The 24,722-nt window shown below is 72.3% G+C and carries 20 protein-coding genes; 7 read left to right on the top strand and 13 right to left on the bottom strand.

Annotation, left to right across the window (positions count from 1 at the left end; all coding sequences use genetic code 11):
• The first annotated feature begins 27 nt into the window (after positions 1-27).
• Positions 28-609: a TetR family transcriptional regulator gene (locus tag AB3X52_RS13045; RefSeq protein ID WP_367994522.1), complete on the top strand. Its 582-nt coding sequence runs from the start codon at positions 28-30 to the stop codon at positions 607-609.
• Between the two features lie 56 nt (positions 610-665).
• Positions 666-3,032 carry an MMPL family transporter gene (locus AB3X52_RS13040; protein WP_367994521.1) on the top strand — a complete coding sequence of 789 codons (2,367 nt, stop codon included), beginning with the start codon at positions 666-668 and terminating at the stop codon, positions 3,030-3,032.
• Positions 3,033-3,055: 23 nt separating this feature from the next.
• On the opposite strand, the gene AB3X52_RS13035 is transcribed toward AB3X52_RS13040, so the two are convergent.
• From AB3X52_RS13035 to AB3X52_RS12975, 13 genes are all read right to left on the bottom strand, one after another.
• Entirely contained in the window at positions 3,056-4,270 is a 1,215-nt protein-coding gene (locus AB3X52_RS13035) for a bifunctional glycosyltransferase family 2/GtrA family protein (RefSeq protein WP_367994520.1), read from the bottom strand.
• Positions 4,267-6,315, bottom strand: a complete 2,049-nt coding sequence (locus AB3X52_RS13030; protein ID WP_367994519.1) for a glycosyltransferase family 39 protein — start codon at positions 6,313-6,315, stop codon at positions 4,267-4,269. Before AB3X52_RS13030 ends, AB3X52_RS13035 begins: the two co-directional genes overlap by 4 nt.
• 193 nt (positions 6,316-6,508) lie before the next feature.
• Positions 6,509-7,417 carry a LysR family transcriptional regulator gene (locus AB3X52_RS13025; protein ID WP_367994518.1) on the bottom strand — a complete coding sequence of 303 codons (909 nt, stop codon included), beginning with the start codon at positions 7,415-7,417 and terminating at the stop codon, positions 6,509-6,511.
• Positions 7,418-7,466: 49 nt separating this feature from the next.
• The gene (locus AB3X52_RS13020; RefSeq protein ID WP_367994517.1) at positions 7,467-8,408 is read right to left on the bottom strand and encodes a dioxygenase family protein; all 942 of its coding nucleotides are present in this window, start codon (positions 8,406-8,408) and stop codon (positions 7,467-7,469) included.
• Positions 8,405-9,460, bottom strand: coding sequence for a maleylacetate reductase (locus AB3X52_RS13015; RefSeq protein ID WP_367994516.1), 1,056 nt, complete (start codon positions 9,458-9,460; stop codon positions 8,405-8,407). Before AB3X52_RS13015 ends, AB3X52_RS13020 begins: the two co-directional genes overlap by 4 nt.
• A 97-nt stretch (positions 9,461-9,557) precedes the next feature.
• A complete protein-coding gene (locus AB3X52_RS13010; RefSeq protein WP_367994515.1) occupies positions 9,558-10,532 on the bottom strand; it encodes a helix-turn-helix domain-containing protein in 975 nt (324 codons plus the stop codon).
• Between the two features lie 126 nt (positions 10,533-10,658).
• Entirely contained in the window at positions 10,659-12,449 is a 1,791-nt protein-coding gene (locus AB3X52_RS13005) for an FAD-dependent oxidoreductase (RefSeq protein WP_367994514.1), read from the bottom strand.
• A 120-nt stretch (positions 12,450-12,569) separates the two neighbouring features.
• Positions 12,570-13,601 carry a branched-chain amino acid ABC transporter permease gene (locus tag AB3X52_RS13000; RefSeq protein ID WP_367994513.1) on the bottom strand — a complete coding sequence of 344 codons (1,032 nt, stop codon included), beginning with the start codon at positions 13,599-13,601 and terminating at the stop codon, positions 12,570-12,572.
• A complete protein-coding gene (locus AB3X52_RS12995; protein ID WP_367994512.1) occupies positions 13,598-14,470 on the bottom strand; it encodes a branched-chain amino acid ABC transporter permease in 873 nt (290 codons plus the stop codon). The genes AB3X52_RS13000 and AB3X52_RS12995 overlap by 4 nt, the downstream gene beginning before the upstream one ends.
• A gap of 1 nt (position 14,471) precedes the next feature.
• The gene (locus AB3X52_RS12990) at positions 14,472-15,257 is read right to left on the bottom strand and encodes an ABC transporter ATP-binding protein (RefSeq protein ID WP_367994511.1); all 786 of its coding nucleotides are present in this window, start codon (positions 15,255-15,257) and stop codon (positions 14,472-14,474) included.
• Positions 15,254-16,051 carry an ABC transporter ATP-binding protein gene (locus tag AB3X52_RS12985; protein ID WP_367994510.1) on the bottom strand — a complete coding sequence of 266 codons (798 nt, stop codon included), beginning with the start codon at positions 16,049-16,051 and terminating at the stop codon, positions 15,254-15,256. Before AB3X52_RS12985 ends, AB3X52_RS12990 begins: the two co-directional genes overlap by 4 nt.
• Positions 16,052-16,058: 7 nt before the next feature.
• Entirely contained in the window at positions 16,059-17,378 is a 1,320-nt protein-coding gene (locus AB3X52_RS12980; RefSeq protein ID WP_367994509.1) for an ABC transporter substrate-binding protein, read from the bottom strand.
• Between the two features lie 126 nt (positions 17,379-17,504).
• Positions 17,505-18,464, bottom strand: coding sequence for a helix-turn-helix domain-containing protein (locus AB3X52_RS12975; RefSeq protein ID WP_367994508.1), 960 nt, complete (start codon positions 18,462-18,464; stop codon positions 17,505-17,507).
• A gap of 172 nt (positions 18,465-18,636) precedes the next feature.
• Between AB3X52_RS12975 and AB3X52_RS12970 the strand changes: the two genes are divergently transcribed.
• The 5 genes from AB3X52_RS12970 to AB3X52_RS12950 are packed head-to-tail and all read left to right on the top strand — an operon-like array spanning position 18,637 to position 24,561.
• On the top strand, positions 18,637-20,007 hold the full coding sequence (locus AB3X52_RS12970) for a cytochrome ubiquinol oxidase subunit I (RefSeq protein WP_367994507.1): 1,371 nt from the start codon (positions 18,637-18,639) through the stop codon (positions 20,005-20,007).
• 1 nt (position 20,008) lies between these two features.
• The gene (gene cydB, locus AB3X52_RS12965) at positions 20,009-21,085 is read left to right on the top strand and encodes a cytochrome d ubiquinol oxidase subunit II (protein ID WP_367994506.1); all 1,077 of its coding nucleotides are present in this window, start codon (positions 20,009-20,011) and stop codon (positions 21,083-21,085) included.
• On the top strand, positions 21,082-21,267 hold the full coding sequence (locus AB3X52_RS12960) for a hypothetical protein (protein ID WP_367994505.1): 186 nt from the start codon (positions 21,082-21,084) through the stop codon (positions 21,265-21,267). The genes cydB and AB3X52_RS12960 overlap by 4 nt, the downstream gene beginning before the upstream one ends.
• Positions 21,251-22,969, top strand: coding sequence for an ABC transporter ATP-binding protein/permease (locus tag AB3X52_RS12955; protein ID WP_367994504.1), 1,719 nt, complete (start codon positions 21,251-21,253; stop codon positions 22,967-22,969). The genes AB3X52_RS12960 and AB3X52_RS12955 overlap by 17 nt, the downstream gene beginning before the upstream one ends.
• The gene (locus AB3X52_RS12950; protein ID WP_367994503.1) at positions 22,966-24,561 is read left to right on the top strand and encodes an ATP-binding cassette domain-containing protein; all 1,596 of its coding nucleotides are present in this window, start codon (positions 22,966-22,968) and stop codon (positions 24,559-24,561) included. Before AB3X52_RS12955 ends, AB3X52_RS12950 begins: the two co-directional genes overlap by 4 nt.
• The last annotated feature ends 161 nt before the right edge of the window (positions 24,562-24,722 follow it).

The raw sequence follows: 24,722 nt of genomic DNA, 5'->3' as shown, positions 1-24,722 counted from the left end.
GGAGGGCGCAGTGCAATATTGCACTTCATGATCGAAAGTGCAACGACGCCGCGTGCCGCGCGCACCGCGCACGCGATCCACCACTCGGCGCTCGCGCTGACCGACGAGCACGGCTTCGACGGCTGGACGATGGAGCAGCTCGCCGAGGCGGTGGGTGTCTCCCGCCGTACGCTCTTCAACCACGTCGCCAGCAAGATGGCCGCCATCCTCGGCCCGGAGAAGCAGCCCGACCCCGACCACATCGCGACCTTCGTCGCCGGCGGCCCGACCGGACAGCTCGTCGCCGACCTGCGCGCGCTCGCCCTCACGATGCTCGAGGACCGGCCCGCCGACCGGGCCGAGCTGGCGCGCGTACGCCGCGTCCTGCGCAGCGACCCGCGCGTCATGCACGCCGCCCACGCCCGCTTCGAGGAGGGCACCGCACGCTTCGCGGAGGTGATCCGGCAGCGCGAGGGCGCCGCCTTCCCGATGGCGCGGGCTCAGCTCGCCGTCCGCGTCATGGTCGTCGTCTTCGAGATGGCGCTCGACGACTACCTCGACCATCCGCACGGCTCCCTCGCAGACGCCTTCACCCGCACGTTCGACGCCCTCGTCGACCTCCTCCGCTGACCTGCCCCACCGACCCGAACGCTCCCGACCGGACGCACCCTCCAGGAGACCCACCCATGGCTTCCCTGCTCTACCGACTCGGCAAGACCGCCTACCGGCGGTGGCCGTTCTTCCTCGTCGGCTGGCTCCTCGTCATCCTCGCCGTCGGCGGGGCCGCGGCGACGCTCAGCAAGCCGACCTCCGACGCCTTCACCATCCCCGGCATCCCCTCGCTCAAGGCCGCCGAGCTGCAGGGGACGCTCTTCGACGGCCAGGAGGCGAGCGCGGACGCGCCCAGCGTCACCGTCGTCGTGGCCGCGCCGAAGGGACACACGCTTCGTGAGAAGACGTACGCCGCCGCGGTGGCCGACCTCGTCACCGACCTCAAGACCGTGCCGACCGTCCCGAGCGGTCAGGACGGTCCCGTCGGTCCTGTGGAGAAGGCCGCCGCACTGAAGCAGCAGGCCGTCGCCGGTGTGGACGCCCAGGCGAAGACCGCGAAGAAGGCCGGTCGGTCCTTCGACCGGGCCGCCGCGCTCGCGGCGGCGCAGAAGAGCCTCGTCGCGGTCTCGCCGCTCTCCGAGGACGGCCGGGTCGGCACCATCGACTTCACCTTCGACGTCCCCTCCGTCGCGGACGTGCAGGCCTCGACGCAGCAGGACGTGCTCGACGTGATGAAGGACGCCCGCGCCTCGGGGCTGACCGTCGAGGCGATGGGGCAGGGGATGCAGACCCAGGAGATGGGTGGCGGGAGCGCCGAGGCGATCGGCATCCTCATCGCCCTGCTGATCCTCGCGCTGACCTTCGGCGCCCTGGTGACCGCCGGCATGCCGATCGTCACCGCCGTGATCGGGGTCGGCGTCGGGCTGGGCGGCATCACCGCACTGACCGGCTTCATCGACATGCCGTCGACCACGACCGCCCTCGCCAGCATGATCGGTCTCGCGGTCGGCATCGACTACGCACTCTTCATCCTCGCCCGGTTCCGCAGCGAGCTCGACCACACCGACGACCGCGCCGAGGCGATGGGCATCGCCGTCGGGACCGCCGGCTCCGCCGTGGTGTTCGCCGGCCTGACCGTGATGATCGCCCTCGCGGCGCTCAGCGTCGTCGGCATCCCGTTCCTCGCCTGGATGGGTGCCGGCGCGGCCGCCACCGTCCTCGTGGCCGTCCTCGTCGCGCTCACGCTGCTCCCCGCGATCCTCGGGATGCTCAAGTCGTGGGCGTTCAAGGGCCGCTTCCGCCGCAACAGGCCGAAGCGTGACGCCCGCGGCCTGGTCGTCAACAACGGCACCCGCTGGGCCGGGCTGATCGGCCGCGCGCCGCTCGTGTTCGTGCTTCTCGCCGTCGTCGCGCTCGGTGCCCTCGCCGTCCCGATGAAGGACCTCCACCTCGCGCTGCCCACCGACTCGACCGCGGCGCAGGACACCACCCAGCGCAAGGCGGCCGACCTGGTCACCGAGGCGTTCGGTCCCGGCCGGCTGGCGCCGATGCTCGTCGTCGTCGACGGGCGGCAGGCCGGCGACCCGGCGCAGCAGCAGGCGGCGTACCAGACCGTGACCGGCTGGGTCGGCAAGCAGCAGGGCGTCGCCAACGTCCTCCTCGCCCAGAGCAACGACAAGGGCGCGATGATCCTCGTCCAGCCGTCCTCCGGACCGGAGGACGTCGCCACCGACCACCTGCTCTCCTCGCTCCGCGACGGCACGGCGTCGATCGAGCGGCAGACCGGGACGACCATCGGGATCACCGGGACCGGCCCGATCCAGAGCGACGTGTCGACCAAGCTCAGCGACGCGCTGCCGGTCTACCTCGCGATCGTCATCGGGCTCGCCTTCCTCCTGCTGATGATCGTGTTCCGCTCGCTGCTGGTGCCGCTCACGGCGACGCTCGGCTTCCTGCTCTCCGTCCTCGCGACGCTCGGGGCGACCGTGCTGGTCTTCCAGAAGGGCACCTTCGGGCTCTTCGCCGGCCAGCCGATCGTCAGCTTCATGCCGATCTTCCTCGTCGGGGTGGTCTTCGGACTCGCGATGGACTACCAGGTCTTCCTCGTGACCCGGATCCGCGAGGCGCACGTCCACGGCGCGACCTTCCGCGAGGCGGTCGTCGACGGGTTCCGCAACTCCGCCCGGGTGGTCACCGCCGCCGCGCTGATCATGACCGCCGTCTTCTCCGGCTTCATCATGATGGACAACGTCATCATCAAGTCGATGGGCTTCGCGCTCGCCGTCGCCGTGGTCTTCGACGCCTTCGTGGTCCGGATGCTGCTCATCCCCGCGCTGATGTACCTCATGAAGGAGAAGGCCTGGTACCTCCCCGCCTGGCTCGACCGGATCCTCCCCAACGTCGACGTCGAGGGCGAGAGCCTCCACCGGCCGCATCTCGAGGGTCACTGGGGCTCCGGCGACGCCGACCCGGACGAGCGTCCGGAGCTGGTCGACGCCTGAGCCCGCCCAGAGGGTGGGGTGGCTCAGGCGGGGGCCATCACCCGCCGCAGGGCGACGAACCGGACCAGCGTCGCGGCGGCGTTCGCGAGCACGAGTACGACGACCTCGGTCGCGTGGGCGGCCCGCGGAGCGGCGGCGTGCAGCAGCCAGAGCGAGCCGCTGGTGAGCAGGAGGCCGATCCCGAACGCGGCGAGGCCGGCGAGATGGTGGCGTACGGCGCCGGTCCGCGACCGGATGCCGAACGTCAGCCGGCGGTTGGCGGCCGTGTTCGCCACCGCGGTGACCACCAGGGCGATCAGGTTGGCGGGCTGCTGCCCCATCGTGCCCCGCAGCAGCACGTAGAGGACCAGGTAGGCCAGGGTGCTCACCACCCCGATGGCACCGAAGCGCAGCACCTGGCGCCACAGCCCGCCGGCCGCCGCCGCGCCGGCCGGGCGTCGTACGCCGTCCCCGACCGTGTCGAGGCCGATCCGACCCCCGGCCAGCCCGCGGGCGAGCCGACCGATCCCCGCCAGGTCCTCGCGGATCGTGGCAAGCAGGTCGACCCGCGAGTCCGGGTCGTCGACCCAGTCCACCGGCACCTCGTGGATGCGGAGCCCGGCCTCCTGGGCCAGCACGAGCAGCTCGGTGTCGAAGAACCACGAGTCGTCCTCCACGAGCGGCAGCAGGCGGTCGGCGACCTCACGGCGGACCGCCTTGAAGCCGCACTGCGCGTCGCTGAAGGACACCGACAGGACGGTCCGCAGCAGCAGGTTGTAGCCGCGCGAGATGAGGTCGCGCTTCGGCCCGCGCACCACCCGGCTCGACCGCGCCAGCCGGGTCCCGATCGCCAGGTCGGAGTGGCCCGAGAGCAACGGCGCGAGCAGCGGCAGGACCGCGCGAAGGTCGGTCGAGAGGTCGACGTCCATGTAGCCGACCACCTCCGCGCTCGAGGACGACCACGCCGCCTTGAGCGCCCGCCCTCGCCCCTTCGCGTCCAGGTGCAGCGCCCGGACGGTCGGCAGCTCGGCGGCCAGCCGTCTCGCGGCCAGCCAGGTCCCGTCGGTGCTGGCGTTGTCGGCGATCGTGATCCGGTAGGAGTACGGCAGCCGGTCGCGCAGGTAGTCGTCGAGGCGCCGTACGGCGGAGTCCAGCGACCGCTCCTCGTTGTAGACCGGGATCACCAGGTCGACCGCGGTGTCGACCGCCGACCGCCGGGCCGCGCCGACCAGGTCGCGGGTCAGGGGTTCGGTGCTCACGAGGTCACCGCCGCGCTGGCGCTGCTGCCGCTCTGGGTGAGGTCGTAGACCGTCGTGCCGCCGACCGTGGTGGCGGTGAAGGTGTCCTCCACCCAGGAGGCGATCGCGGAGGCGTCGGTCGTGCTCTGGCTGCTGCCGCCCATCCCGCCCATGCCGCCGCCGGCGATGTAGTAGTGGATCAGCCCCTGGGCGACGTACTCCTTGAACTGCGCGAGGCTCAGGCTCGGCGCGGTCCCGTTGAACCCGCCGATCGCCATCACCGACTCGCCGGTCGCCAGCTCATAGCTCGCGGCGTTCTGCGCGCCGGTCGTCGCCGCCACCCAACGGTAGTCGCCGGCGTTCGTCGTCAGCGCGGCCGCGAGGTCGTCGCTCACCTGGGAGCCCCCGAGGACGCTGCCACCACCCGCGCCGCCGGCGCGACCACCCGGCAGCTGGCCCTGGGACTGGCCCTGGGACTGTCCCTGGGACTGTCCCTGGGACTGTCCCTGGGTCTGGCCCGGCATCTGCGGCGGCGTGCCGCCGAAGCCACCGGTGCCGCCACCCGGGCGCCCGCCACCGGGCGCACCGCCGGGGCCGCCCATGCCGGAAGAGTAGGGCCCGGCCGTCACGATCGAGCCGGTGTGGGCGGTGGTGATCGTCTGGAGGGTGTACGCCGCCGGCCCGAGGCCGAGCACGACGGCCGTGGCCGCCGCGACCGCCGCCGCCCGGCTCCGCGAGAGCTGGTCGACGAGGAGCAGCCCACCGGTGACGAGGAGGCCGCCGAGGAGCACCGGCCAGCGGAGCGCGTCGTAGGGCTGCTCGCCGGACTGCCCGAGCAGGACGACCGCCCAGACCGTGCTCGCCCCGGCCGCGAGCGCCAGCACCGCGCGGGACGCGAACTGCTCGCGCCGGCGCCACAGCACCACCGCGCCGAGCACCGCGGTCATCGCGATCCACGGAGCGAGCGCGACGGTGTAGTAGTCGTGGTAGATGCCGGCCATGAAGGAGAAGACCAGACCGGTGACGACCATCGAGCCGCCGGCGAGGACCAGCGCGGCCCGGGTCAGGTCGGTGCGCGGCGCCCGGCGCAGGGCGACGAGGCCGGCGACGAGCAGGATGAGCGCGGCCGGCAGGAGCCAGGCGACCATGCCGCCCGAGACGCCCTCGAAGAGACGGAGGAAGCCGGTGCCGCTGGAGAAGCCGGCGTTGCCGAGCCCGCCGGTCTCGTCCCCGGTGAGCCGGCCGAAGCCGTTGTAGCCGAAGACGAGCTCGAGGATCGAGTTGTGGGTCGAGCCGTCGACGTAGGGGCGCCACGAGTCGGGCACGAGCTCGACGATCGCGACCCACCATCCGGCGCTGAGGATCATCGTGCCGAAGGCGCCGAGCAGGTGGAGGACGCGCTTGCGCAACGAGACCGGCGCGGCGACGAGGTAGACCAGCGCGAAGGCCGGGAGCACCAGGAACGCCTGCAGCATCTTGGTGAGGAAGCCGACGCCGACGAGCGCGCCCGCCAGCATCAGCCAGCGGCTGCGACCGGAGTCGGTGGCCCGCAGGGTCGCGTAGCCGGCGCCGACCAGCAGGAGCAGCAGCAGCGCGTCGGGGTTGTCGAAGCGGAACATCAGCGCCGCCGCGGGCGTCAGCGCGGTGAAGGCCCCCGCCGCGATCGCGGCCGGCCAGGACGCCACCCGCCGCACCAGCGCATAGGTCAACGCGACCGTCGCCACGCCCATCAGCGCCTCGGGGACGAGGATGCTCCACGAGCTCATCCCGAAGATCCGCACCGAGAGCCCCATCACCCACAGCGACGCCGGCGGCTTGTCGACCGTGATCGCATTGCCGGCGTCGAGCGAGCCGAAGAAGAACGCCTTCCAGCTCTCGGAGCCGGCCTGGGCAGCCGCGGCATAGAACTGGTTGGCGTAGCCGGACTCGGACAGGGTCCACAGATAGGCCACCGCGGTCGCGGCCAGCAGCAGGAGGAGGGACGCGCGCTCGGGGCGCAGCCGCCGTCGTCGTACGGGCGGCGCGGGCAGGGCCGCGCTCACGGGAGGGTCGATGAGTGCCGTCATGCTCCCGAGCGTGCGCGCGGGGTCTGTGGTCGCCGTGCGGTCAGCCTGTGAGCGGCCTACGCGCCTCACGCACCCGGAACCACAGGTTCGTGCCCAGCCGCACCGCGCTCTCGTGGATCGCTCGAGCCGATAGCCGCCCGCCGCAGCCGCGTCGGGGTCCGGTGAGGCGGGCGCGCACCAGGGAGGTCGGCCGTCACCTGCTCCGGCGGGCGATGGCGAGCAGGTCGCGCACGGGCCCGGCGGGCGGCGTGCTCCAGCCGACCCACACGGCGGTGAAGTCGCGGCGCAGATCGAGCTCGCGGACCCGCAGCCGCACCAGCATCCCGGTGGCGAGGTCACGCTCGACCGCCCGCAGGCTGAGGAACGCGGGCGCCCCACCGGCCCGGACGGCGGCGAGGACGGCGGCGTTGGTGGCCAGCTCCGCGTCGGGGCGTACGACGTCGACCCCTGCGCGGGCGAGCGCCTGCTCGACCACGGCGCGCGTGCCGGAGCCGGGCTCCCGGCTGGTGAGCGCACGCGTGCCGAGGAGATGCGGGGAGAGCGGCGTACGCCGGGTGGCCCACGGGTCGTCGGGGGCGGCGACGAGCACCAGCTCGTCGCGTCCGACGACGGCGCGCGCGAGCCCGTCGGTCGCCTCCGGTCCCTCGATGAAGCCGAGGTCGGCGCGGCGGTCACGCACGGCCTCCACCACGTGACGCGAATTGGTCGCCTCGAGACTGACCGAGACCTCACCGGCCGAGCCCGGCTGGCGCCGCAGCGCGACGAGCCACGCCGGGAGGAGATACTCCGCCGTCGTCATCGAGGCCGAGACCCGCAGCTGGCGGGTGTGCTCGCTGCGCAGCGTGACGAGCGCCGTCTCGATCTGGTCCGCGACCCGGAGCAGCTCCGTGCTCCACTCGACGAGCAGCCGTCCCTCCGGGGTCAGGCTCGCGCCCCGGGTGGAGCGCTGGACGAGCACGAGCCCGGTCTGCGCCTCGGTGGCCCGGAGCCGCTCGGAGGCGGACTGCTGGGAGATCCCGGCGGCCCGCCCCGCGGCGCCGATGCTGCCGAGGCGGCCGACGTCGGCGAGCAGCCGCAGGGCGGCGAGGTCGGGCAGGGTCACCCGGCCATCCTAGGCCGGCCACAGGGACGTCCTGTGGCTGCGCGCCGGCTCAGGCGCCGGTCGGCGCCAGGACGATGTCGAAGCGGACCTTGGACCAGGTCGCCTCGCCGAGGTCGCGGCCATCAGGCGTCGGCGTCCCGGCGGGCTGCTGCTCGAAGTTCTTGATCAGCGAGTCCTTGACACCGAAGACGGTGTCCTTGCGGCCGATCGGGTCGCCCTCGGGGAAGATGTGGGTCACCAGGGTGCGGGCGCCGGCGTGGGAGACCATGAAGTGCAGGTGCGCGGCGCGCAGTGGCGAGCGGCCCACGGCGGCGAGCATCTTGCCGACCGGCCCGTCGTCGGGGATGGGGTACGGCGTCGGGGTGAGCCCCCAGAACCGGTAGGCGCCGTCCTCGTCGGCGAACAGGTGCGCCCGCGCGGCACGGCGCCCGTCGTCGTACTGCACGTCGTAGAGACCGTCCTCGTCGGCCTCCCAGACCTCGATCCGCGCTCCCGGCAGCGGGTTGCCCTCGGTGTCGTGCACGGTGCCCTCGACCCAGCACGGCTCCCCGACCGCGCCGAAGGACATGTCGCCGCCCAGCTCGATCTGCGGGGAATCCTCGACGAAGAACGGGCCGAACACGGTGGCCTCGGTGGCGTTCTTGTAGGCCTGGTTGTTGACGTTGATGGTCTGCATCGACGCGCCGAGGGTGTCGGAGAGCAGGATGAACTCCTGCCGGGTGTCGGTGGTGATGTGACCGGCCTTGGTGAGGAAGTCGATCGCCTCGCCCCACTCCTCCTCGGTGAGCCGCACCTCGCGGATGAAGGAGTGCAGGTGCCGCACCAGCGACTGCATCAGCTCCTGCAGTCGCGGGTCCTCGCACGAGGCGAAGGACTTCAGCACGTTGTCGACCAGCCGCTCCTCCACCGCGGTCTGCTCGGGCGTGACCTCGCGGTAGACGTGCCCGTGCGCGCCCGCCTGCGCCGATCCGGGGTTGACGTAGGTGCTCATGCTGGCTCGTCTCCTTCCCAGGCCGCCCGCAGCAGGGCGGTGATGTTGTCGTCGGTGACCGGCGTCGGGTTGTTGGCCGGGATGGCCGCCAGGATCGGCGCGACCGCCTTGGCGATGCCGTCCTCGGGCATGCCGTAGTCCTTGAGCGCCTTCGGTGCGTCCAGCGTGCTCCGCAGCGCGGCCAGGCCCGCCGTGGCGGTCTCCGCGCCGAAGGCCTGCGAGATCCGCCGCTCCGCCTCCGGGGCGTTCGGCGCGTTGAAGGCCAGCACGTAGGGGAGGACGACGGCGTGCGTCTGCGCGTGCGGCAGGTTGAACATCCCGCCGAGCACGTGGCAGATCTTGTGGTGCATCCCCGAGCCGGCGCTCGCGAACGAGACCGCCGCGAGGTAGGCGCCGTAGAGCGTCTGCTCGATCCCCGGGATGCCGGTGGAGTCCTCGGCCACCTGCGCAAGCCCGTCCGCGAGCCCGCGGATGCCCTCCTGCGCCAGCGCGCGGTCGATCGGGTCGGCCCGCGGCCCCCACATCGAGTCCACGCAGTGCGCCATCGCGTTGAGCCCGCTCGCCACGGTCATGTCACCGGGCAGGGAGGTGAGCAGGGAGGCGTCGTACACGATGGACGCGGGCAGGACCTTCGCATTCACGCCCGTCGTCTTCGTCTCGCCCTCGGTCAGGCCCCACACATTGGTCGCCTCGGAGCCGGCGTACGTCGTCGGCACCGCGATGATCGGCAGGCCCGCGGTCAGCGCGACCGCCTTGCCCAGGCCGGTCGTCGAGCCTCCGCCGACGGTCACGATCACGTCCGCCCCCGCGGACGCCGCGGCCTCCCGCGCACGCTCGGCCACCTCGACCGGGACGTGCATGACGACCTCCTCGTGCCGCAGCACGACGGGGATCTCCTTCGCGATCGGGTCGGCCAGCGCGGCCTCCCGGTCGCTGGCGATCAGCATGACCTTCGAGGCACCGAGCGCCTCGATCTCCGCCGCGACCGCAGCCGGCGCGTCACCGGCGGCGAACGCGACCCGCTGCGGCAGGGTCTCGTGCACAAACCTCATGGCACGAGTATGTGACCGCAGTCACGATCGACCCAGACCGGGCTGCCGACATGGCGGAAATCGACACTTTCGCCTGGACGGCGCCCGACCACGGGCCTCAGCCTCGCGCCGCGCGCGCCTCCCGGCGTACGTCGCTCGCCCGCCGGCCGAACCGGTCGCGGAAGGCCCGCGAGAAGTACGACGCCGACCCGAACCCGCTGCGGGCCGCGACCTCCGCGACACCGATCTCGGGGTGGTCGAGCAGCATCGTCCGCGCCCGGTCCAGCCGCTGCACGAGGACGTACTGCGGGACGCTCGTCCCGGACGCGGCGAAGACGCGGGAGAGGTGCCGCTCGGAGAGGCCGACCGCCTCGGCGACCCGGCTCGCGGTCAGGCCGGGATCACCGAGGTGCTCACAGATGAACGCCTGCGCGGTCGCGAGGTGGACCGCCCCCAGGTCGGCGGGCGCGCCGGGCGTCAGGACCCGGCCGAGCAGCTGGAGCACGGTGTGCTCCTCCACCGGCCTCGCCTCCCGGGGGCGTACGGCGCCGCCGACCAGCCGGGCCAGCGTGCGGGCCTCGAGCCGCCCCTCCCTCGGACCGAACTCGGCCACCACCGGCGTGCGGAGGGCGTCGAGACCCGTCAGGTCGCGGAAGGCCTGCCGCGGCACCTTGACGACCAGCTCCTCGAGCCCCCGGGAGAAGCCGCGCAGGAACGGCCGGTCGGTGTCGCAGACCAGGAGCTGACCCGGGCGGAGGGTGCGGACTGCGTCCTCGTGATGGAAGAAGGCCTCCCCCGCGAGCGTCAGGTAGGCGACGAGCGCGTCCGCGGGGCGGTGGCGCACCAGCTCGGCCGTCCGCTCGACCACGTGAGGCGTGCCGGCGACGCGGGCGAGACGGACGCGGTCGAGCGCCACGTCGACCATCGAGGCATCGAGCGCCGCCCCGAGGGTGCGGCAGCGCAGGTCGAAGAGCTCACTGAAGTTGTGCTGCTCCCAGCGCTCCACCCGCTGCTCCTCCGGGAGCGCGGCGGTGGAGAACCGGTGGGCGGCCGCGTCGAGGGCCGTCGTCGCAGCGATCGGCTCTCCCCTCATGGCGCCATCATCTCGCCCTCACCGGGCATACCGCGTGAACCGGACCCGGGCGGGGGCCGCTGCGCGACCCCCGCCCGTGTTGCTCCCTGCGCCGACTCCGGTGGGCCGGCTCCCTATGTCGGCTCCTCAGGCGCGGCCGAGGACCTGCGTGAGCGCGGACCGGAGCGCGGACTCCGGGTCCTCTGGCAGGCTCATCGACCGCCAGGCGACGTGCTTGTCGGGCCGCACGAGGACGGCGCCCGACTCCTCGACCTCCCGCAGCTTCGTCCAGTCGTAGTAGAGGTCGGTGACCTCGTGACCGGGACCGATCACCACCGTCTCGAGCGGCAGTCCGAGCTCGTCGGCGATCTTGCCGGCGGCGCTCGCCCAGGCCTCGCCGGTGACCCCGGTGAGCAGGGTCCAGCGCGAGTACGGCGCGAGGTCCATCAGGGCCCTCTTGTCGACGTTGTTGCCGACCCAGGCGTGCGGGATGTGGGCGCCCGGGCTCGTCGACATCTGGTAGTAGAGGTCCTCGTCGGCCGTCGGCGCCGGGCGCGTGCCGTCGCTGACGACGGCGTTGGACTCGTAGAACTGGCCGAGCTCGACGCCGTGGGCGTTGAACTCGTAGTTCTTGGTGTCCATCGCCTTGACGAGCGCGGCCCGCTTGGCGGCGCCCTCCGGGGTGTTGGCCTTGCGCTCCTCGATCGCCTTGGCCATCTCATCGCCGTCGAGGCCGACGACGCCGAGCGCCTCGAAGATGTCGATGAACTCGCGCGCCGACCTGTTCGCCCGGGTCACGATCCGCTTGGCGACCGGGGCACGCTCGGCGCTGTAGGACTCCAGCAGGCTCGCGTCCGCCTGCCCGCGGAGGACGGCAGCCAGCTTCCAGGCCAGGTTGTAGGAGTCCTGGACGCTGGTGTTGGAGCCGAGGCCGTTCGACGGCGGGTGACGGTGGATCGCGTCACCGGCGCAGAACACGCGGCCCTTCTGCAGGTGGGTCGCATACATCTCGTTGACGCCCCACAGGCTGTAGCCGGTGATCTCCGGCTCGAGGTCGGGCATGCCGAGCAGGTCGCGGACGATGCCCTTCGCCATCTCGTCGTCGAGGTTCGGCGGCTCCTCGTTGATGTCGTAGCCCCACACGATGAGCCACTCGTCCCAGGGACGCACCATCCGGACCAGGCCGGTGCCGATGCCGCCGACGTTGGAGCCGGGCTGGATGACCCAGTAGAGGACGCTCGGGCGGTGGTCGACGAGCTGGGAGATGTCGGCCTTGAAGGTGATGTTCATCGACCCGGCGATGTCCATCTTGCCCTCGTAGGGCAGGCCGATGTCCTCCGCGACCTTCGACCGCGCGCCGTCGGCGCCGATGAGGAACTTGCTGCGGATCTTGTACTCGTGCCCGGTGAGCCGGTCCCGCGCGGTCGTCGTGACGCCGTCTTCGTCCTGCACGTGGGAGAGGTACTCGGTCGAGAACCGGCTCTGCGTCCCGCGCGTGGTGGCGTTGCGGACCAGGATCGGCTCCAGGTAGGTCTGCGGGATGTCGACCGTGAGGCACGGCGAGGCGAGCTGGTAGTCGGCCTCACGGTCGGGGCGCGTCCCCCAGGTCTTGATCCGGCCGATCTCCTCACCGGCGATGCTCGTGCAGAAGACCGTGTCACCGCACAGGTCGTGCGGGGTGGCGTCGGCGAGCACCTGGTCCTCGATGCCCATGTCGCGGAAGATCTCCATCGCCCGCTGGTTGGTGATGTGCGCACGCGGCGTGTTCGCGGTCCAGCGGTACTTCGTGATCATGATGTTGTCGACGCCGAGGGTCGAGAGGAAGAGCGCCGCCGAGGATCCGGCCGGCCCCGATCCGACGACGAGGACGTCGGTCTCCACCACGTCCTCGACCTCGGGGACCTCGGTCTCCTTCTGGCCGTCGTCGAACACTGGCATGGTCATCACCTTTCTTCACCCCGTGGGTGCATGTGATCGGGGTCTCACATCGAGTGTCGGGGGTCACAGCCGTTCGTCACAGACCTGCGGGCCTCCATGGCGGAAATGCGGATCTGGCGGCTATCTCGGCGGCGTGACCCGGTGACCGACCGGGAACACCTCGAGCCGACCCTCACGGGAGAGCAGTCCCCACAGCCCCTTGGGCGCGACGAGGACGACCGCGATGGCGACCGCACCGAGGACGACGAGGTACCACGTGCCGTGCTGGGCGAGCTCCTGCTGCAGGACATAGAAGACGATCGCGCCCAGGATCGGTCCCTCGATGGTGCCGATCCCGCCGATGACGACGATGAAGATCATGTACGCCGTGTAGTTGACGCTGTAGATCGAGTCGGGCGTGACCCGCAGCGAGCTGGTGGCGATGAGGGCCCCGGCGAGCCCTGCACCCGCCGAGGCGGCGACGTAGACGATCCGGCGGCTGCGCTGCACCGCGACGCCCAGCGACCCCGCCGCCGTCGGGTTGTCGCGGATCGCCGTGAGGCCGAGCCCGAGCCGGCTGCGCATGAGGACGTACGTCGCCAGCACGACCAGCACCGCGATGGCGAGCGCCAGCCAGTAGACCGTCCCGATCCGGGCGATCCTGCTGGTGCCGTCCTCCCGGAAGGCCATCAGGGAGAGGCCCGAGCCGGCGCCGAGCGCGTCGATCTGCGTCGTGACCAGCTTGAAGACCTCGGCGACGACCCAGGTGCCGATCGCGAGGTAGCCGCCGACCAGCCGGAACAGCAGGAACGAGGTCGGGAAGGCCAGGATCCCGCAGACCACCCCGGCGAGCAGGACGGCCAGCACGATGGGCAGTCCGGCCGCGTCGGCGAGCTTGATGACGGCGTACCCGCCGGCGCCGATGAAGGCCTGCTGGCCGATCGAGACGAGTCCGCCGTAGCCGGCCAGCAGGTTCCAGGTCGTCCCGAGGATGATCAGCGAGAACAGACCGACCAGGTTGGTCAGCGTCCCGAGCGAGAAGTGGAACGGCACCCACGCGGCCATGACCACGACGACCAGGGCGAAGCCGAGCCCGCCGATCATCGAGGTGCGGTCACCGCGGGCGACGCGCAGCGCGGACGCACTGTGCACGGGCTGGGTCAGGGTTGTCATGCCATCACCGTCTTCGAGACGAGCAGGCCCTGCGGCCTGACCAGGAGCACGGCGAGGAAGACCAGGTGGCCCGCCAGCACGCCGTACGCGGGGTTGATCTGGGCGCCGACGGTCTGCGCGACGCCGAGGACGAGGCCACCGACGAGGGTGGCCCACAGGTTGCCGAGCCCGCCGATGATGACGGCCTCGAAGGCGAAGATCAGCACGAGGTCGCCGTACGTCGGGGTGAACTGCGTGCTCATCCCGAGGAAGACACCGGCCAGCGCCACGGTGGCGATCGCGATGGCGGTCGCGAGCGCATACATCGTGCGCTCGTTGATGCCCATCAGCTTCGCGGCCTCGTGGTCGTCCTTGGTCGCGCGCATGCCGCGACCCATCCGGGTGTAGTTCATGAACGCCGTGAGGCCGCCGATGACGACCACAGCGATGACCAGGGTGATCAGCGAGAAGACGCCGATCGAGAGGTCGTCGCTGAGCTTGATGCTCGACGTCGCCAGGTCGCCGATGCCGATGCTGCGCGAGTCGGCCTTGAAGCCCTCCTGCAGCAGGTTGGCGCCGATCACCGCGATGCCGAACGAGACCAGCAGCGGCGACAGCTCGCCGTGTTTGAGCGCCCGGTTGAAGAGCCCCATCTGGAGCAGCCAACCGACGCCGGCCATCACCGGGATGACGATGACCAGCGTCGCGAACGACGGCAGGGCGGTGTGGGAGACGAGCCAGTAGGCGAGGTACGCCGCCGCAACGGCCAGCACGCCGTGCGCGAGGTTGACGATGCGCATGACGCCGAACATCAGCGACAGGCCGCAGGCGAGCAGCGCGTACTGCCCACCGAGCAGGACTCCCTGCAGGACCGCGTTGACCCAGTCCATGTCAGGCCTCCTTGTGGATGGTGACGGGGGTGGAGCCGGCTGCGCGCGGCGCGGGTACGTCGTCGGCCGCGCCGGCGCCGCCGGTGCCGAAGTAGGCGGCGGCCACCTCGGCGCGACTGACCGAGGCTGCGCTGGCCTCGAGGACCGTGCGGCCCTCGAGGAGGCACTGCACGCGGTCGGCGACGGCGAGGGCCTGGGTCAGGTCCTGCTCGACGACGAGCACGGTGGTGCCCTTCGCCGTGATCGCCGGCAGCGCGGCGTAGATGTCGGCGATGACGACCGGCGCGAGGCCGAGCGAGACCTCGTCGAGGAGCAGCAGCCGCGGATTGGACATCAGCGCGCGGCCGATGGCGGTCGCCTGCTGCTCGCCGCCGGAGAGGAAGCCGCCGCGGCGGGTCCGCTTCTCAGCGAGCAGCGGGAAGGCGTCGTACACCGCCTGGAGCGTCCACGGCCCCGGCCGCCGACCGAAGGCGCCGACCTTGAGGTTCTCCTCCACGGTCATGGACCCGAAGATGCGCCGACCCTCGGGGGTCAGGGCGATGCCGCCGCGGACCCGCTTGTGGGTCGCGGTCCGGGAGACGTCCCGGCCGGCGAACCGGACCGCGCCACGGGTCGGCTTCATCAGGCCGGAGATGGTCTTGAGCAGCGTCGTCTTGCCGGCACCGTTGGCGCCGATCACCGCGAGCGTCTCGCCCTCCGCGACGGCGAGGTCGAGGCCGTAGAGCGCCTGGAAGTCGCCGTAGTGGACGTCGACGCCGCTGAGCTCGAGCAGGGCGCTGTCCTTCATGCCTGTGCCTCCTCGGTGTGGGCCGTGGTCGGCTCGGCGACGAGCTCGTCCTGCGAGTCCACGGCGCCCAGGTAGACCGCCGCGACCTCGTCGCTCGCCATGACCTCGTGCGGGTCGCCGGTGGCGACCACGTCGCCCTGGGCGAGACACATCAGCCGGTCGACGACCTGCAGCAGCGCGTGGACGATGTGCTCGATCCAGATCACGCCGGTGCCCCTGTCGCGGATCGTCGCGATCGTCTCGATGAGGGTCGGCAGCTCCTGCTCGGTGAGGCCGCCCGCGATCTCGTCGAGCAGCAGCAGCCGCGGCTGCGTGGCGAGCGCGCGGGCGAGCTCGAGCCGCTTGCGATCGAGCAGCCGCAGCGAGCCGGCCCTGGTGTTGGCGAGGTGGTCGAGTCCCGAGGTCTCGAGCGCCTCCCAGGCCTGCTCGTTCGCCTCGCGGCCACGCTTCCCGGCGCCGAACGAGGCCCCGACCAGGACGTTCTCGAAGACCGTCAGCCCCTCGAAGGGCCGCGGCACCTGGAAGGTCCGCCCGATGCCGCGTTCCGTACGCCGGGCGGCGGGCAGCCGGGTGACGTCCTCCCCGTCGAACCGGATCCGGCCGCCGTCGACCGGCAGCGTCCCGGTCACCAGGTTGAGGAGCGTCGACTTGCCCGCCCCGTTGGGGCCGACGATCCCGAGCGCCTCGCCGGCCTTCACGTGGAAGTCCACCGACCGGGCCGTCACGACCTGGCCGAACCGTTTCGCGATCCCGTCCGCCTGGAGCAGCGGGGCCGCCGTCGTACTCGTGCTCATGCTGACCTCACTCGTCTCGGGAGAGTGGCTCGGGCTTGCCGCCGAGGGGGACCTCGGGGGCGAGCTTGTTCTCGACGACGACCAGGTCGAACGGATACTTGCCGCCCTTCGTCAGTCGCCACTGGCCGCCGGCGATCGGCGTCTTGGCGATGTAGGGCGGGACGTTCGGGTCAGCGCCCCAATGCACCTCGCCGACGATCGTGTGGACGTCGAGGTGGGCAAGGGTCCTGACCAGGTCCTCGGGGTTGGTGCTTCCGGACTTCTTCACCGCCGCGATCGCGACCTCGAAGAGCGCCTCGGCGTAGCCCAGCGGCTGGGTCCACTGCTGGTGGGTCTTCGCCTCCCAGGCGTCCGCGAGCTGCTTGGCGCTCTGGCCGGTCAGCGAGCTCGTGTAGGGCGCGGTCGGGGTCCACCACACCTCGGTCGAGAGGTTGTTGGCGATCTTGCCCAGCGAGTCGACCGACGACGGGAAGAGCAGCGCCTTGCCGATCGTGGCGACCTTCGGGTGGTAGCCCTGCTGCTTCGCCTGGCGCCAGAAGGTGGTGAAGTCCGGCGGGATCGGGACGCCGACGAGGACGTCGGTGCCCTTGAACGCCGACACCTGGGCGGAGAAGTCCTTGGTGCCGTCGGGGTAGAGCCCCGGGTTCTTGATCGTGACGCCGCTGGTCTTCGTGAGCGCCGGGAAGTTGGCGCCCCATGCCTGGCCGTCGGGGTCGTTGGGGAAGAGCCCGCCGGCCTTGCCGTTGTTGGCGACCTGCTTCCAGATGTCGGCGTAGACCGCCGAGACGTCCTCCAGCCCCCAGAAGAAGTGGTAGCTGTACTTCAGGTCCGCCGGCTTGTCACCCGAGCGGATCGCGAACGGCTGCCACGGGGCGACCGTCGTGATGCACGGGATCTGGTTGGCCTCGCACTGCTCGGAGACCGGATCGACGATGTCCGGCGTCGACGAGGCGACGATGACATCGGCGTTGTCGCTGTTGATCAGCTCCGCCGCCACGTCGCCGGCACGCGTCGAGTCGCTCTGCGCGTCGCGGACGACGATCTTGACGTCGTACTTCTCGCCGTCCACCACGAGTGGATGCGCCTTGAGATAGGTCCGGATCTGGTCGACGACGAACGTGTTCGCCTGACCGAACGCCGCGTTGGCGCCCGTCTGCGTCGACACGAACCCGATGACCAGCTGATGGTCGTCGCCGGCGGCGCTGCTGCCGCCGACCGTGCAGCCGGACAGCGCCAGCCCGAGCGCCGACACCCCGGCGACCGCGGCCCAGATCGGACCACGGCGTCTGTTGCGGAGCCTGGTGAGGTCTCCTTTGGCCTTGCCCACTTCGCCCTCCTTCGCGGGGCACTACGAGTGGCAAGGAGTGTGGGCGGCTCTTGTGACCGAGGTCACTGGCCGACGCGGGTGATGGCGGAAATCCGCACCTGTCCCGTGAGGGCGGGGCGAGCGCGGTCAGGCGAGCGCGCCGCGGCGGACGTCGCCGGCGGCGACCCCGAAGCGCTTGCGGAAGGCGGCGGAGAAGTACGACGCCGAGGTGAACCCGCAGCGCTGGGCGATGTCGACCGTGCGGAGGTCGGGCTCGGTCGGGCAGCTCAGCAGCGCGAACGCCCGGTCGAGCCGGCGAGCGAGGATGTGGCGCGGCACGCTGGTCCCGGCCTCGGCGAAGAGGCGGGAGAGATGGCGCTCGCTCACGCCGGCGCCGAGGGCGACGTCGGCCGCCGACAGCGTCGGGTCGGCGAGGTGGTCCTCGATGAACGCCTTGGCTGCCGACCGGTGGGCGGTCGACGGCGCGACCCGACCCTCCGTCGCGAGGACGGAGACGAGGTCGAGGATGGCGTCTTCGTCGGCCGGCACGGGGTCGACCGCCCGCAGCGCCCGCCCGACCAGCTGCACGAGGGCCCGGCGGTGCGGGTTCTGCCCGGGACCGGCCTCGACGACCAGCGGCGTCGGCATCGACGGCAGGCCGGTCCGCTCCGCGAAGGCCTGCCGGGGCACCTTGACCGCGAGCTCCTCGAGCCCGTGGCCGAAGCCGCGCAGGAACGGTCGGTCGACGTCGCACACGAGGAGCTGACCGGGATGGAGGACGCGGCGTACGCCGTCGTACTCCAGCAGGGCGTCGCCACGCAGCCCGGCGTAGACCGCGATCGCGTCGGCCGGCTTCTCCTCGACGAGGCCGGCGGAGCGCTCGACCGTGTGCCGCGCCGCGCGCACCCGCGCGAGGTGGACCTCGTTGAGCTGGAGGTTCATCTCCGCAGCGTCGAAGGTCGCGCCTGTCACCGGGCGGCAGGTGAGCGCGACGAGCGACTCGGCGTTGTGGCGCTCCCAGCCCTCGACCCGCGCCGCCTCTCGCAGCGGGGTCGTCGAGAAGACCTCGGGCCGGCTCGGGCGTGGCTCGATGGGTGCAGCGGTCACAGCATCGACTCTACGACGTGACGTGCGTCACGTCACGATCGCCGACGCGACCATCGGGCCGGGCGATCAGAACGATCGAATCTTGGTCTCGCCGGAGAGTCCCCGTGGGCTCGCTCCGCTGTTAGCGTCGCTCGCGGCCGGCAGCATGCCGCCACCGCACGAAGGAGCCGGCATGTCCGACACGATGGTCGATCTGTCCCGATGGCAGTTCGCGCTGACGATCGCGTTCCACATGACCTTCCCGGCCATCACCGTCGGGCTCGCGATCTTCCTAGCCTTCGTCTACGGCGCCTACCTGCGCACCCGCAAGCCGGTCTATCTGCAGATCTTCCGGTTCTGGAAGCGGATCTTCGCGGTCGGCTTCGCCCTGGGCGTGGTGGCGGGCACCGTCATCACCTTCGAGTTCGGCCTCAACTGGGGCCCCTTCGCCAGCGCCACCGGACCGGTGATCGGCCCGATCATCGGCATGGAGGTCGTGACCGCGTTCTTCGTCGAGGCCGGCTTCATCGGGGTGATGCTCTACGGCGACGGCCGGGTCAAGGAGCGGACCGTCTTCCTCGCCACCGTTCTGGTCGCGATCGGGACGGTGCTCTCCACCACCTGGATCATCGCCGCCAACTCCTGGCTGCAGACGCCGGCCGGCTACAAGATCGTGGACGGCCAGTTCCAGCCCAGCGACTGGTGGCAGGTCGTCTTCAACCCGTCCTTCGGCTGGCGCTTCCCGCACATGCTGCTCGGGGTCCTGATCTCGGCCGCCTGGATGATCACGGGGATCAGCGCCTACTACCTCGCGCGTGGCCGCGAGCAGGCGTTCGCCCGGCGTACGCTCTCGTTGGCGCTGGGCGTGCTTGCGGTGCTGCTGCCCTTCCAACTCGACGTCGGCGACCACGTCGCCGGCAGCTACGTCGGCCCGCACCAGCTCTCCAAGCTGGAGGCGCTCGAGGGCAACTGGGACTCCACCAACACCGGCTACAACCTCTTCGTCATCCCCGACATGAAGAACGGTCGGGACAAGGTGAAGGTCACCGTCCCGAAGGTCGGCAGCTGGATCGCCAAGGACCTCTCCGGCAACACGCCGACCCCGGGCCTCGCCTCGACGCCGAAGGATGAGCGCCCCAACATGTGGCCGACCTTCTGGGGCTTCCGGGTGATGTTCTACGGCTCGATGCTGATGTTCGCCGCTGTGCTGACCGGCCTGGTGCTGCGGCTTCGTCGGCGGCTCTACTCGACGACGTGGTTCCACCGGTTCCTGGTGTGGCTGACCCCGATCGGCGTCCTCGCCATCATCGGCGGCTGGGTGACCGCCGAGACCGGCCGCCAGCCGTGGGTCGTCTACGGGCAGCTGCGGACCGCCGACGGCGTCTCCCACCTCTCCACCGGAGCGGTGGTCTTCTCCGTCGTCGGCTTCGTGCTGATCTACCTCATCCTGGCCCTCACCTGGGTGGCGTACGTCGTCCGGCAGGTGCGCCGGGGGCCGTTGCCCTCCGACCTGGAACCGACCCTGCTTCCACCCGCCGAACCGGTCGCGGAGATGGGGGTCTGAGATGGACGACGCATGGTTCGCCATCGTCATGCTCTCGGTGAGCATGTATGTGCTCCTCGACGGCTACGACCTCGGCATCGGCACTCTGCTCCTCCTCGACCGTGACGAGCGCCGTCGCCGGGAGATGGTCGAGATCGTCGCCACCGCCTGGGACGGCAACGAGACCTGGCTGATCCTCTTCGGCGTCGCCGCGTGGGCCGGCCTGCCGACGGCGTACGGCGTGATGCTGCCGGCGCTCTACATCCCGCTCATCGTGATGCTCTTCTCGATCATCGCCCGCGGCGCCGCGATCGAGCTGATCTCGACCGCCAACGACGGCGTCCCGTTCCGTTGGGGGCTCGCCTTCGGGCTCGGCTCGCTGATCGCCTCCTTCACGCAGGGGGTCGCGATCGGCGGGCTGCTCTCCGGGGTGACGGTGACCGACGGCGTCTTCACCGGCCACACCTGGGACTTCCTCAACGCCTACTCGGTGCTGACCGGGCTCGCGACGGTGGTGCTCTACGCCACCGCCGGCGCCGCCTTCCTCCGGCTCAAGACCGAGGGGCCGCTGCGCGACCGAGCCGGGGCCGCGGGCCGGGTCAGCCTCGGCTTCACCGCGGTCCTCTCCCTGGTCGCCGCGCTGAGCCTCGGCGCCACCCCGACCGGCACCCACCTGAGCAGCCCGCTGCGGGTCGTCTTCTTCGTCATCCTGGTCGTGGTCGCGGTGGCCGGCGGCGTGGTCGCCTGGATCGGCTTCGGCCGCCGGCCCGACCGGCTGGCGCTCACCGGTGTCGTCGCCGCCGAGGTCGCCGGGCTGCTCGCGCTGCTCGACATCCTCGTGCCGCGGGTCGTGCCGCCCGGCCTGACGATCGGGGAGGCGGGCGCACCCGGCGCCACCTTCGTGGTGCTGCTCGTCGGGATCGGGCTCAACATCCCGCTGGTGCTCTTCTACAGCTGGTATGCCCACCACGTCTTCCGGGGGAAGTATCGCGAGCCCCAGCTCGCCCGTCCCGCCGGGCTCTCCGCCTCCGCCCAGGCGCTGCGGCCGAGCGGGCCGCCCGCGGGCGTCCCGAGCACGACGGACGGAGCGGTGTCATGAGGTGGCTCGCCAACCTGGCCTGGATCGTCGCCGGCGTCGTGATCTATGCGATCTGCATCGACGTCTTCGGCGGCTACCCGCAGGCCCACTCCGAGGTGCTGAGCTGGCTCGCCGTCGTCGCGCTGGTCGGCGCCGGCCTCGGCGTGTGGGTCTGGCACGAGCGGCATGGCGACCGCGACTGAACCCTCCGACGGCCGCGCGGACCGGCTCACCTGGCTGGCGGCGGCCGGAGAGCCGGGGGCACGCGACTTCAACCGGGCCGCACTCGCCCGCGTCGTCGCGCAGGCCGCGGCCGTCGCCACCTGGGCCTTCACGGCGTACGCCGTCGCGGGGCTGGTCCACCCGCCGGTCCTCCGCGGGCGGATGGCGCTCGGTCTCGCCGGGGTGGCGGTCGCCGTCGTCGTACGTGCGACGGGTCTGGCGGCGGCGCGGCGGGCGACCCGCCGCGGGCGCCGCGCCGTCGTCGAGCCGCTGCGGCGGGACCTCCTCGCCGCAGCGCTCCCGGACCACTCGCCGCTCCCCCGCCAGCCGGGCGGCCGGGCCGCGCACACGGTCCTCCACCTGGCCGACCAGGTGGCGGCGTACCACGCCCACAGTCGGCCCGGCCGGCTCGCCGCCGGTCCCTCCGCGCTGCTCGTGCTCGCGGTCGTCGCCGTCGTGCACTGGCCGGTCGCGCTGCTGCTGGTGCTGGCGACGCCACTGCTGCCGCTCAACCTCCGGCTCGCAGGGATGGCCACCGAGGACGCCAGTCGGCGCCAGCTCGCCCTGATGCGGGAGCTCACGGCGCGGCTGCTCGACCGGTTCCGCGGGATGCGGACCCTGCGGACGCTCGGCGCGACCGAGCGCGAGGAGCGGCGCGTCGCCGCCGAGGCGGACCGCCTCAACCGCGCGACGGCGGCCGTCCTGCGCCGCGCCTTCGTCACCGCCGGGGTGCTCGACGCCGTCGTCACCTGTGCGGTCGCCGTCTGCGCGACCTACGTCGGGCTGACCCTGCTCGGCTACGTCCATGTCGGCGTCGCGCCCCATCTCGGGCTGAGCCGGGGGCTCCTCGTCCTCGTCCTCTGCCCGGTCTACTTCGCGCCGCTGCGCGACCACGCCGCCGGCTACCACGAGCGCGACGAGGCACTCGCCGCCGTGCCCGCGATCCTCGACCTGCTCGACCGTCCGGCCGTCGAGCACACGGCCGCACCGGCCGCACCGACGGGGCCGGGCACCACCGCGCCCGCGATCGTGCTCGACGCTCTGACCATCGGCTTCCCCGGCCACGCACCCGTCCTGGACGGCGTCCAGGCCGTGATCCCGGCCGGCACCGTCACCGCGCTGGCCGCCCCGTCGGGCACCGGGAAGACCACCCTGCTGCGCTGCCTGGCCGGCCTGCTCGCCCCGACCGCCGGCTCGGTGCTGGTCGACGGCGCGGCGCCGCAGCCCGGATCGGCCGGCTGGATCGGCCAGCGCACCGTGCTCCTGCCCAGCACGCTCGCTGCCAACATCGCGCTGGGTGACCCCCGCGCCGGCTGCGACCGGATCGCGGAGGCTGCCCACAGGGCAGGGCTCGACGACGTGACGACGCGTCTTCCGGACGGGCTCGACACCCTCGTCGGCGAAGGCGGCTGGGGGCTGTCTGCCGGGCAGGCGCGCCGGGTCGCGCTGGCCCGGGCCCTGCTCCGGGACGCGCCGCTGTGGGTGCTCGACGAGCCCACCGCCCACCTCGACGCCGAGACCGAGCGACGCCTCCTCGACAGCCTGCTCGCCTCCTGTGCGGGCCGGACGGTCGTCGTCGCCACCCACTCGCCCGCTGTCCTCGCCCGGGTCGATCGGGTGCTCCGGCTCGAGCACGGGCGGCTGCACGACGACCTGGCCGCGACGGCGGTGGAAGCGACGTGACCCCGCTGTGCCGCGCCCTGCGCCTCCTGGCCGGCCGCCCGCTGCTCGTCCTCGCCGCCGGCTTCGCCCTGGTCGTGCTCGCCGAGGCGAGCAGCCTCGGGCTGTTGGCGCTCTCCGGCTGGTTCATCGCGAGCTGCTACCTCGCCGGCGCGGCGTTGCTCCCGGGCTTCTCCTATCTCGCGCCGAGCGGCGGCGTGCGGTCCTTCGCGCTGGCCCGCATCGTCCTCCGGTACGTCGCCAGCCTGATCACCCACGACGCCACGCTGCGCTGGCTGGCACGGCTGCGGGTCCGGCTCTTCCGCGACGCCGCCGACGCCGGCGCTGAGCGGCTGCGTCGGCTCGGCAGCGCGGAGATCCTCGACCGGGCGCTCGCGGACAGCGACACCGTCGACCGGGTGCTGCTCGCCGCCGTCGTACCAGCCGCCCTCGCCGCGGTCGCGCTGCCCGCGGCGGCCGCCGTGACGGCGACGGTCTCCGGCACGGCGGCCGTCGTCCTGGTCGTGATCGGTCTCGGGACGCTCGTGGCGACGGTGGCGGTCGGTCGGCACTCCGCGTCGCTCGGCCTCGCGGCGACGCGCGGTCGGGCGCAGGCCGCGGTGGTGGGCGCCGTCGACGCCTGGGAGGAGCTGGCCGGGCTGGGGGCGGTCGAGACGGTGCGGTCGTCGGCCGTGGAGTCGCTCACCGGTCTGACCCGTGCCGAGGAGCTCACCGACCGGGCCACCGGCCGCGCCGCCACCATCGCCGACCTCGGTGCCGGGATCGCGGCCCTCGGTGTCCTCGCCGCCTGTGTCGCCGGCGGCGCACCGCTGGCGCCGTCGGTCCTGGTGGTCCTGCTCGCGGCGGGCGCGGTCGAGCTCCTCGGTGCGCTTCCCGACGCCGGGGTTGCCTGGCGGACCGCGGCGGAGGCGGCCGCGCGCCTCGATGACCTGACCGGACCGGCGCTGGTGTCGTCCGTGACGGAGAGGCTGGCTCTGCCCGCGGGACCGGCGATCGGGATCCGCACCGTTCCACGCGCGCCCGGCGCCGAGCCGATCCGTCTCGATCTCACGCTGCCCGCTGGATCGCTGACCCTTGTGCGGGGCCCGTCCGGGAGTGGCAAGACCACCCTGCTGCGGGTGCTCGCCGGTGAGCTGGCCGAGGGGTCGATCGACCTCGCCGGTCAGCCGCCGGCGGCGTACGCACCGGGCCGAATCGTGCTGGTCAGCCACGACGACCACGTCTTCACCGGTTCGGTGCTCGGCAACCTCCGCCTGGCCGACCCCTCGCTCGACGACGCCGCGGCGGAGGCGCTCCTGGCGCAGTTCGGGCTCGATTCGATCCCCCTGACGACCCGGGTCGGCACCGGCGCGCGTGACCTCTCCGGCGGTGAGGCGCGGCGGCTCACGCTGGCGCGGGCGGTGGCCGCGGCCCCCGCCGTACTCCTCCTCGACGAGCCCACGGAGGGTCTTGACCCGGCCACCGCGGACCAGGCCCTCCGGGCCTGCCGCCGATTGCTCCCGGACGCCACCATCGTCGCCGTCGTCCACGACCGCACGTCGGGCACGACCACCGTCGCCGACCTCGATCTCGTCTGGCCCCCGGCGCGGCGCTGAGACCGCCCCTGACCGGATCCGCCGCCGGCGCGGCGCAGGCCGCCCGCCGCCGGGACGACCCGCGCACACCACGGACGACAGCGCAGCCGACAGCATGGGCAACACCACGGGCAAACAGCACAAGAGCCGATGACACGCACCGTGTCATCGGCTCGTGCCGT

This window comes from Nocardioides eburneus (assembly GCF_040838215.1).
Lineage (GTDB): Bacteria > Actinomycetota > Actinomycetes > Propionibacteriales > Nocardioidaceae > Nocardioides > Nocardioides eburneus.
Note: the sequence above shows the minus strand (reverse complement) of the source record. Positions and strands in the feature narration are given on the sequence as shown.

Bases quoted from the DNA above. Each gene is read 5' to 3' on its own strand.
- AB3X52_RS13045 (WP_367994522.1), top strand. From the start codon at position 28: ATGATCGAAAGTGCAACGACGCCGCGTGCCGCGCGCACCGCGCACGCG.
- AB3X52_RS13040 (WP_367994521.1), top strand. From the start codon at position 666: ATGGCTTCCCTGCTCTACCGACTCGGCAAGACCGCCTACCGGCGGTGG.
- AB3X52_RS13030 (WP_367994519.1), bottom strand. From the start codon at position 6,315: ATGACGGCACTCATCGACCCTCCCGTGAGCGCGGCCCTGCCCGCGCCG.
- AB3X52_RS13020 (WP_367994517.1), bottom strand. From the start codon at position 8,408: ATGAGCACCTACGTCAACCCCGGATCGGCGCAGGCGGGCGCGCACGGG.
- AB3X52_RS13015 (WP_367994516.1), bottom strand. From the start codon at position 9,460: ATGAGGTTTGTGCACGAGACCCTGCCGCAGCGGGTCGCGTTCGCCGCC.
- AB3X52_RS13010 (WP_367994515.1), bottom strand. From the start codon at position 10,532: ATGAGGGGAGAGCCGATCGCTGCGACGACGGCCCTCGACGCGGCCGCC.
- AB3X52_RS13005 (WP_367994514.1), bottom strand. From the start codon at position 12,449: ATGCCAGTGTTCGACGACGGCCAGAAGGAGACCGAGGTCCCCGAGGTC.
- AB3X52_RS13000 (WP_367994513.1), bottom strand. From the start codon at position 13,601: ATGACAACCCTGACCCAGCCCGTGCACAGTGCGTCCGCGCTGCGCGTC.
- AB3X52_RS12995 (WP_367994512.1), bottom strand. From the start codon at position 14,470: ATGGACTGGGTCAACGCGGTCCTGCAGGGAGTCCTGCTCGGTGGGCAG.
- AB3X52_RS12990 (WP_367994511.1), bottom strand. From the start codon at position 15,257: ATGAAGGACAGCGCCCTGCTCGAGCTCAGCGGCGTCGACGTCCACTAC.
- AB3X52_RS12985 (WP_367994510.1), bottom strand. From the start codon at position 16,051: ATGAGCACGAGTACGACGGCGGCCCCGCTGCTCCAGGCGGACGGGATC.
- AB3X52_RS12970 (WP_367994507.1), top strand. From the start codon at position 18,637: ATGTCCGACACGATGGTCGATCTGTCCCGATGGCAGTTCGCGCTGACG.
- cydB (WP_367994506.1), top strand. From the start codon at position 20,009: ATGGACGACGCATGGTTCGCCATCGTCATGCTCTCGGTGAGCATGTAT.
- AB3X52_RS12960 (WP_367994505.1), top strand. From the start codon at position 21,082: ATGAGGTGGCTCGCCAACCTGGCCTGGATCGTCGCCGGCGTCGTGATC.
- AB3X52_RS12955 (WP_367994504.1), top strand. From the start codon at position 21,251: ATGGCGACCGCGACTGAACCCTCCGACGGCCGCGCGGACCGGCTCACC.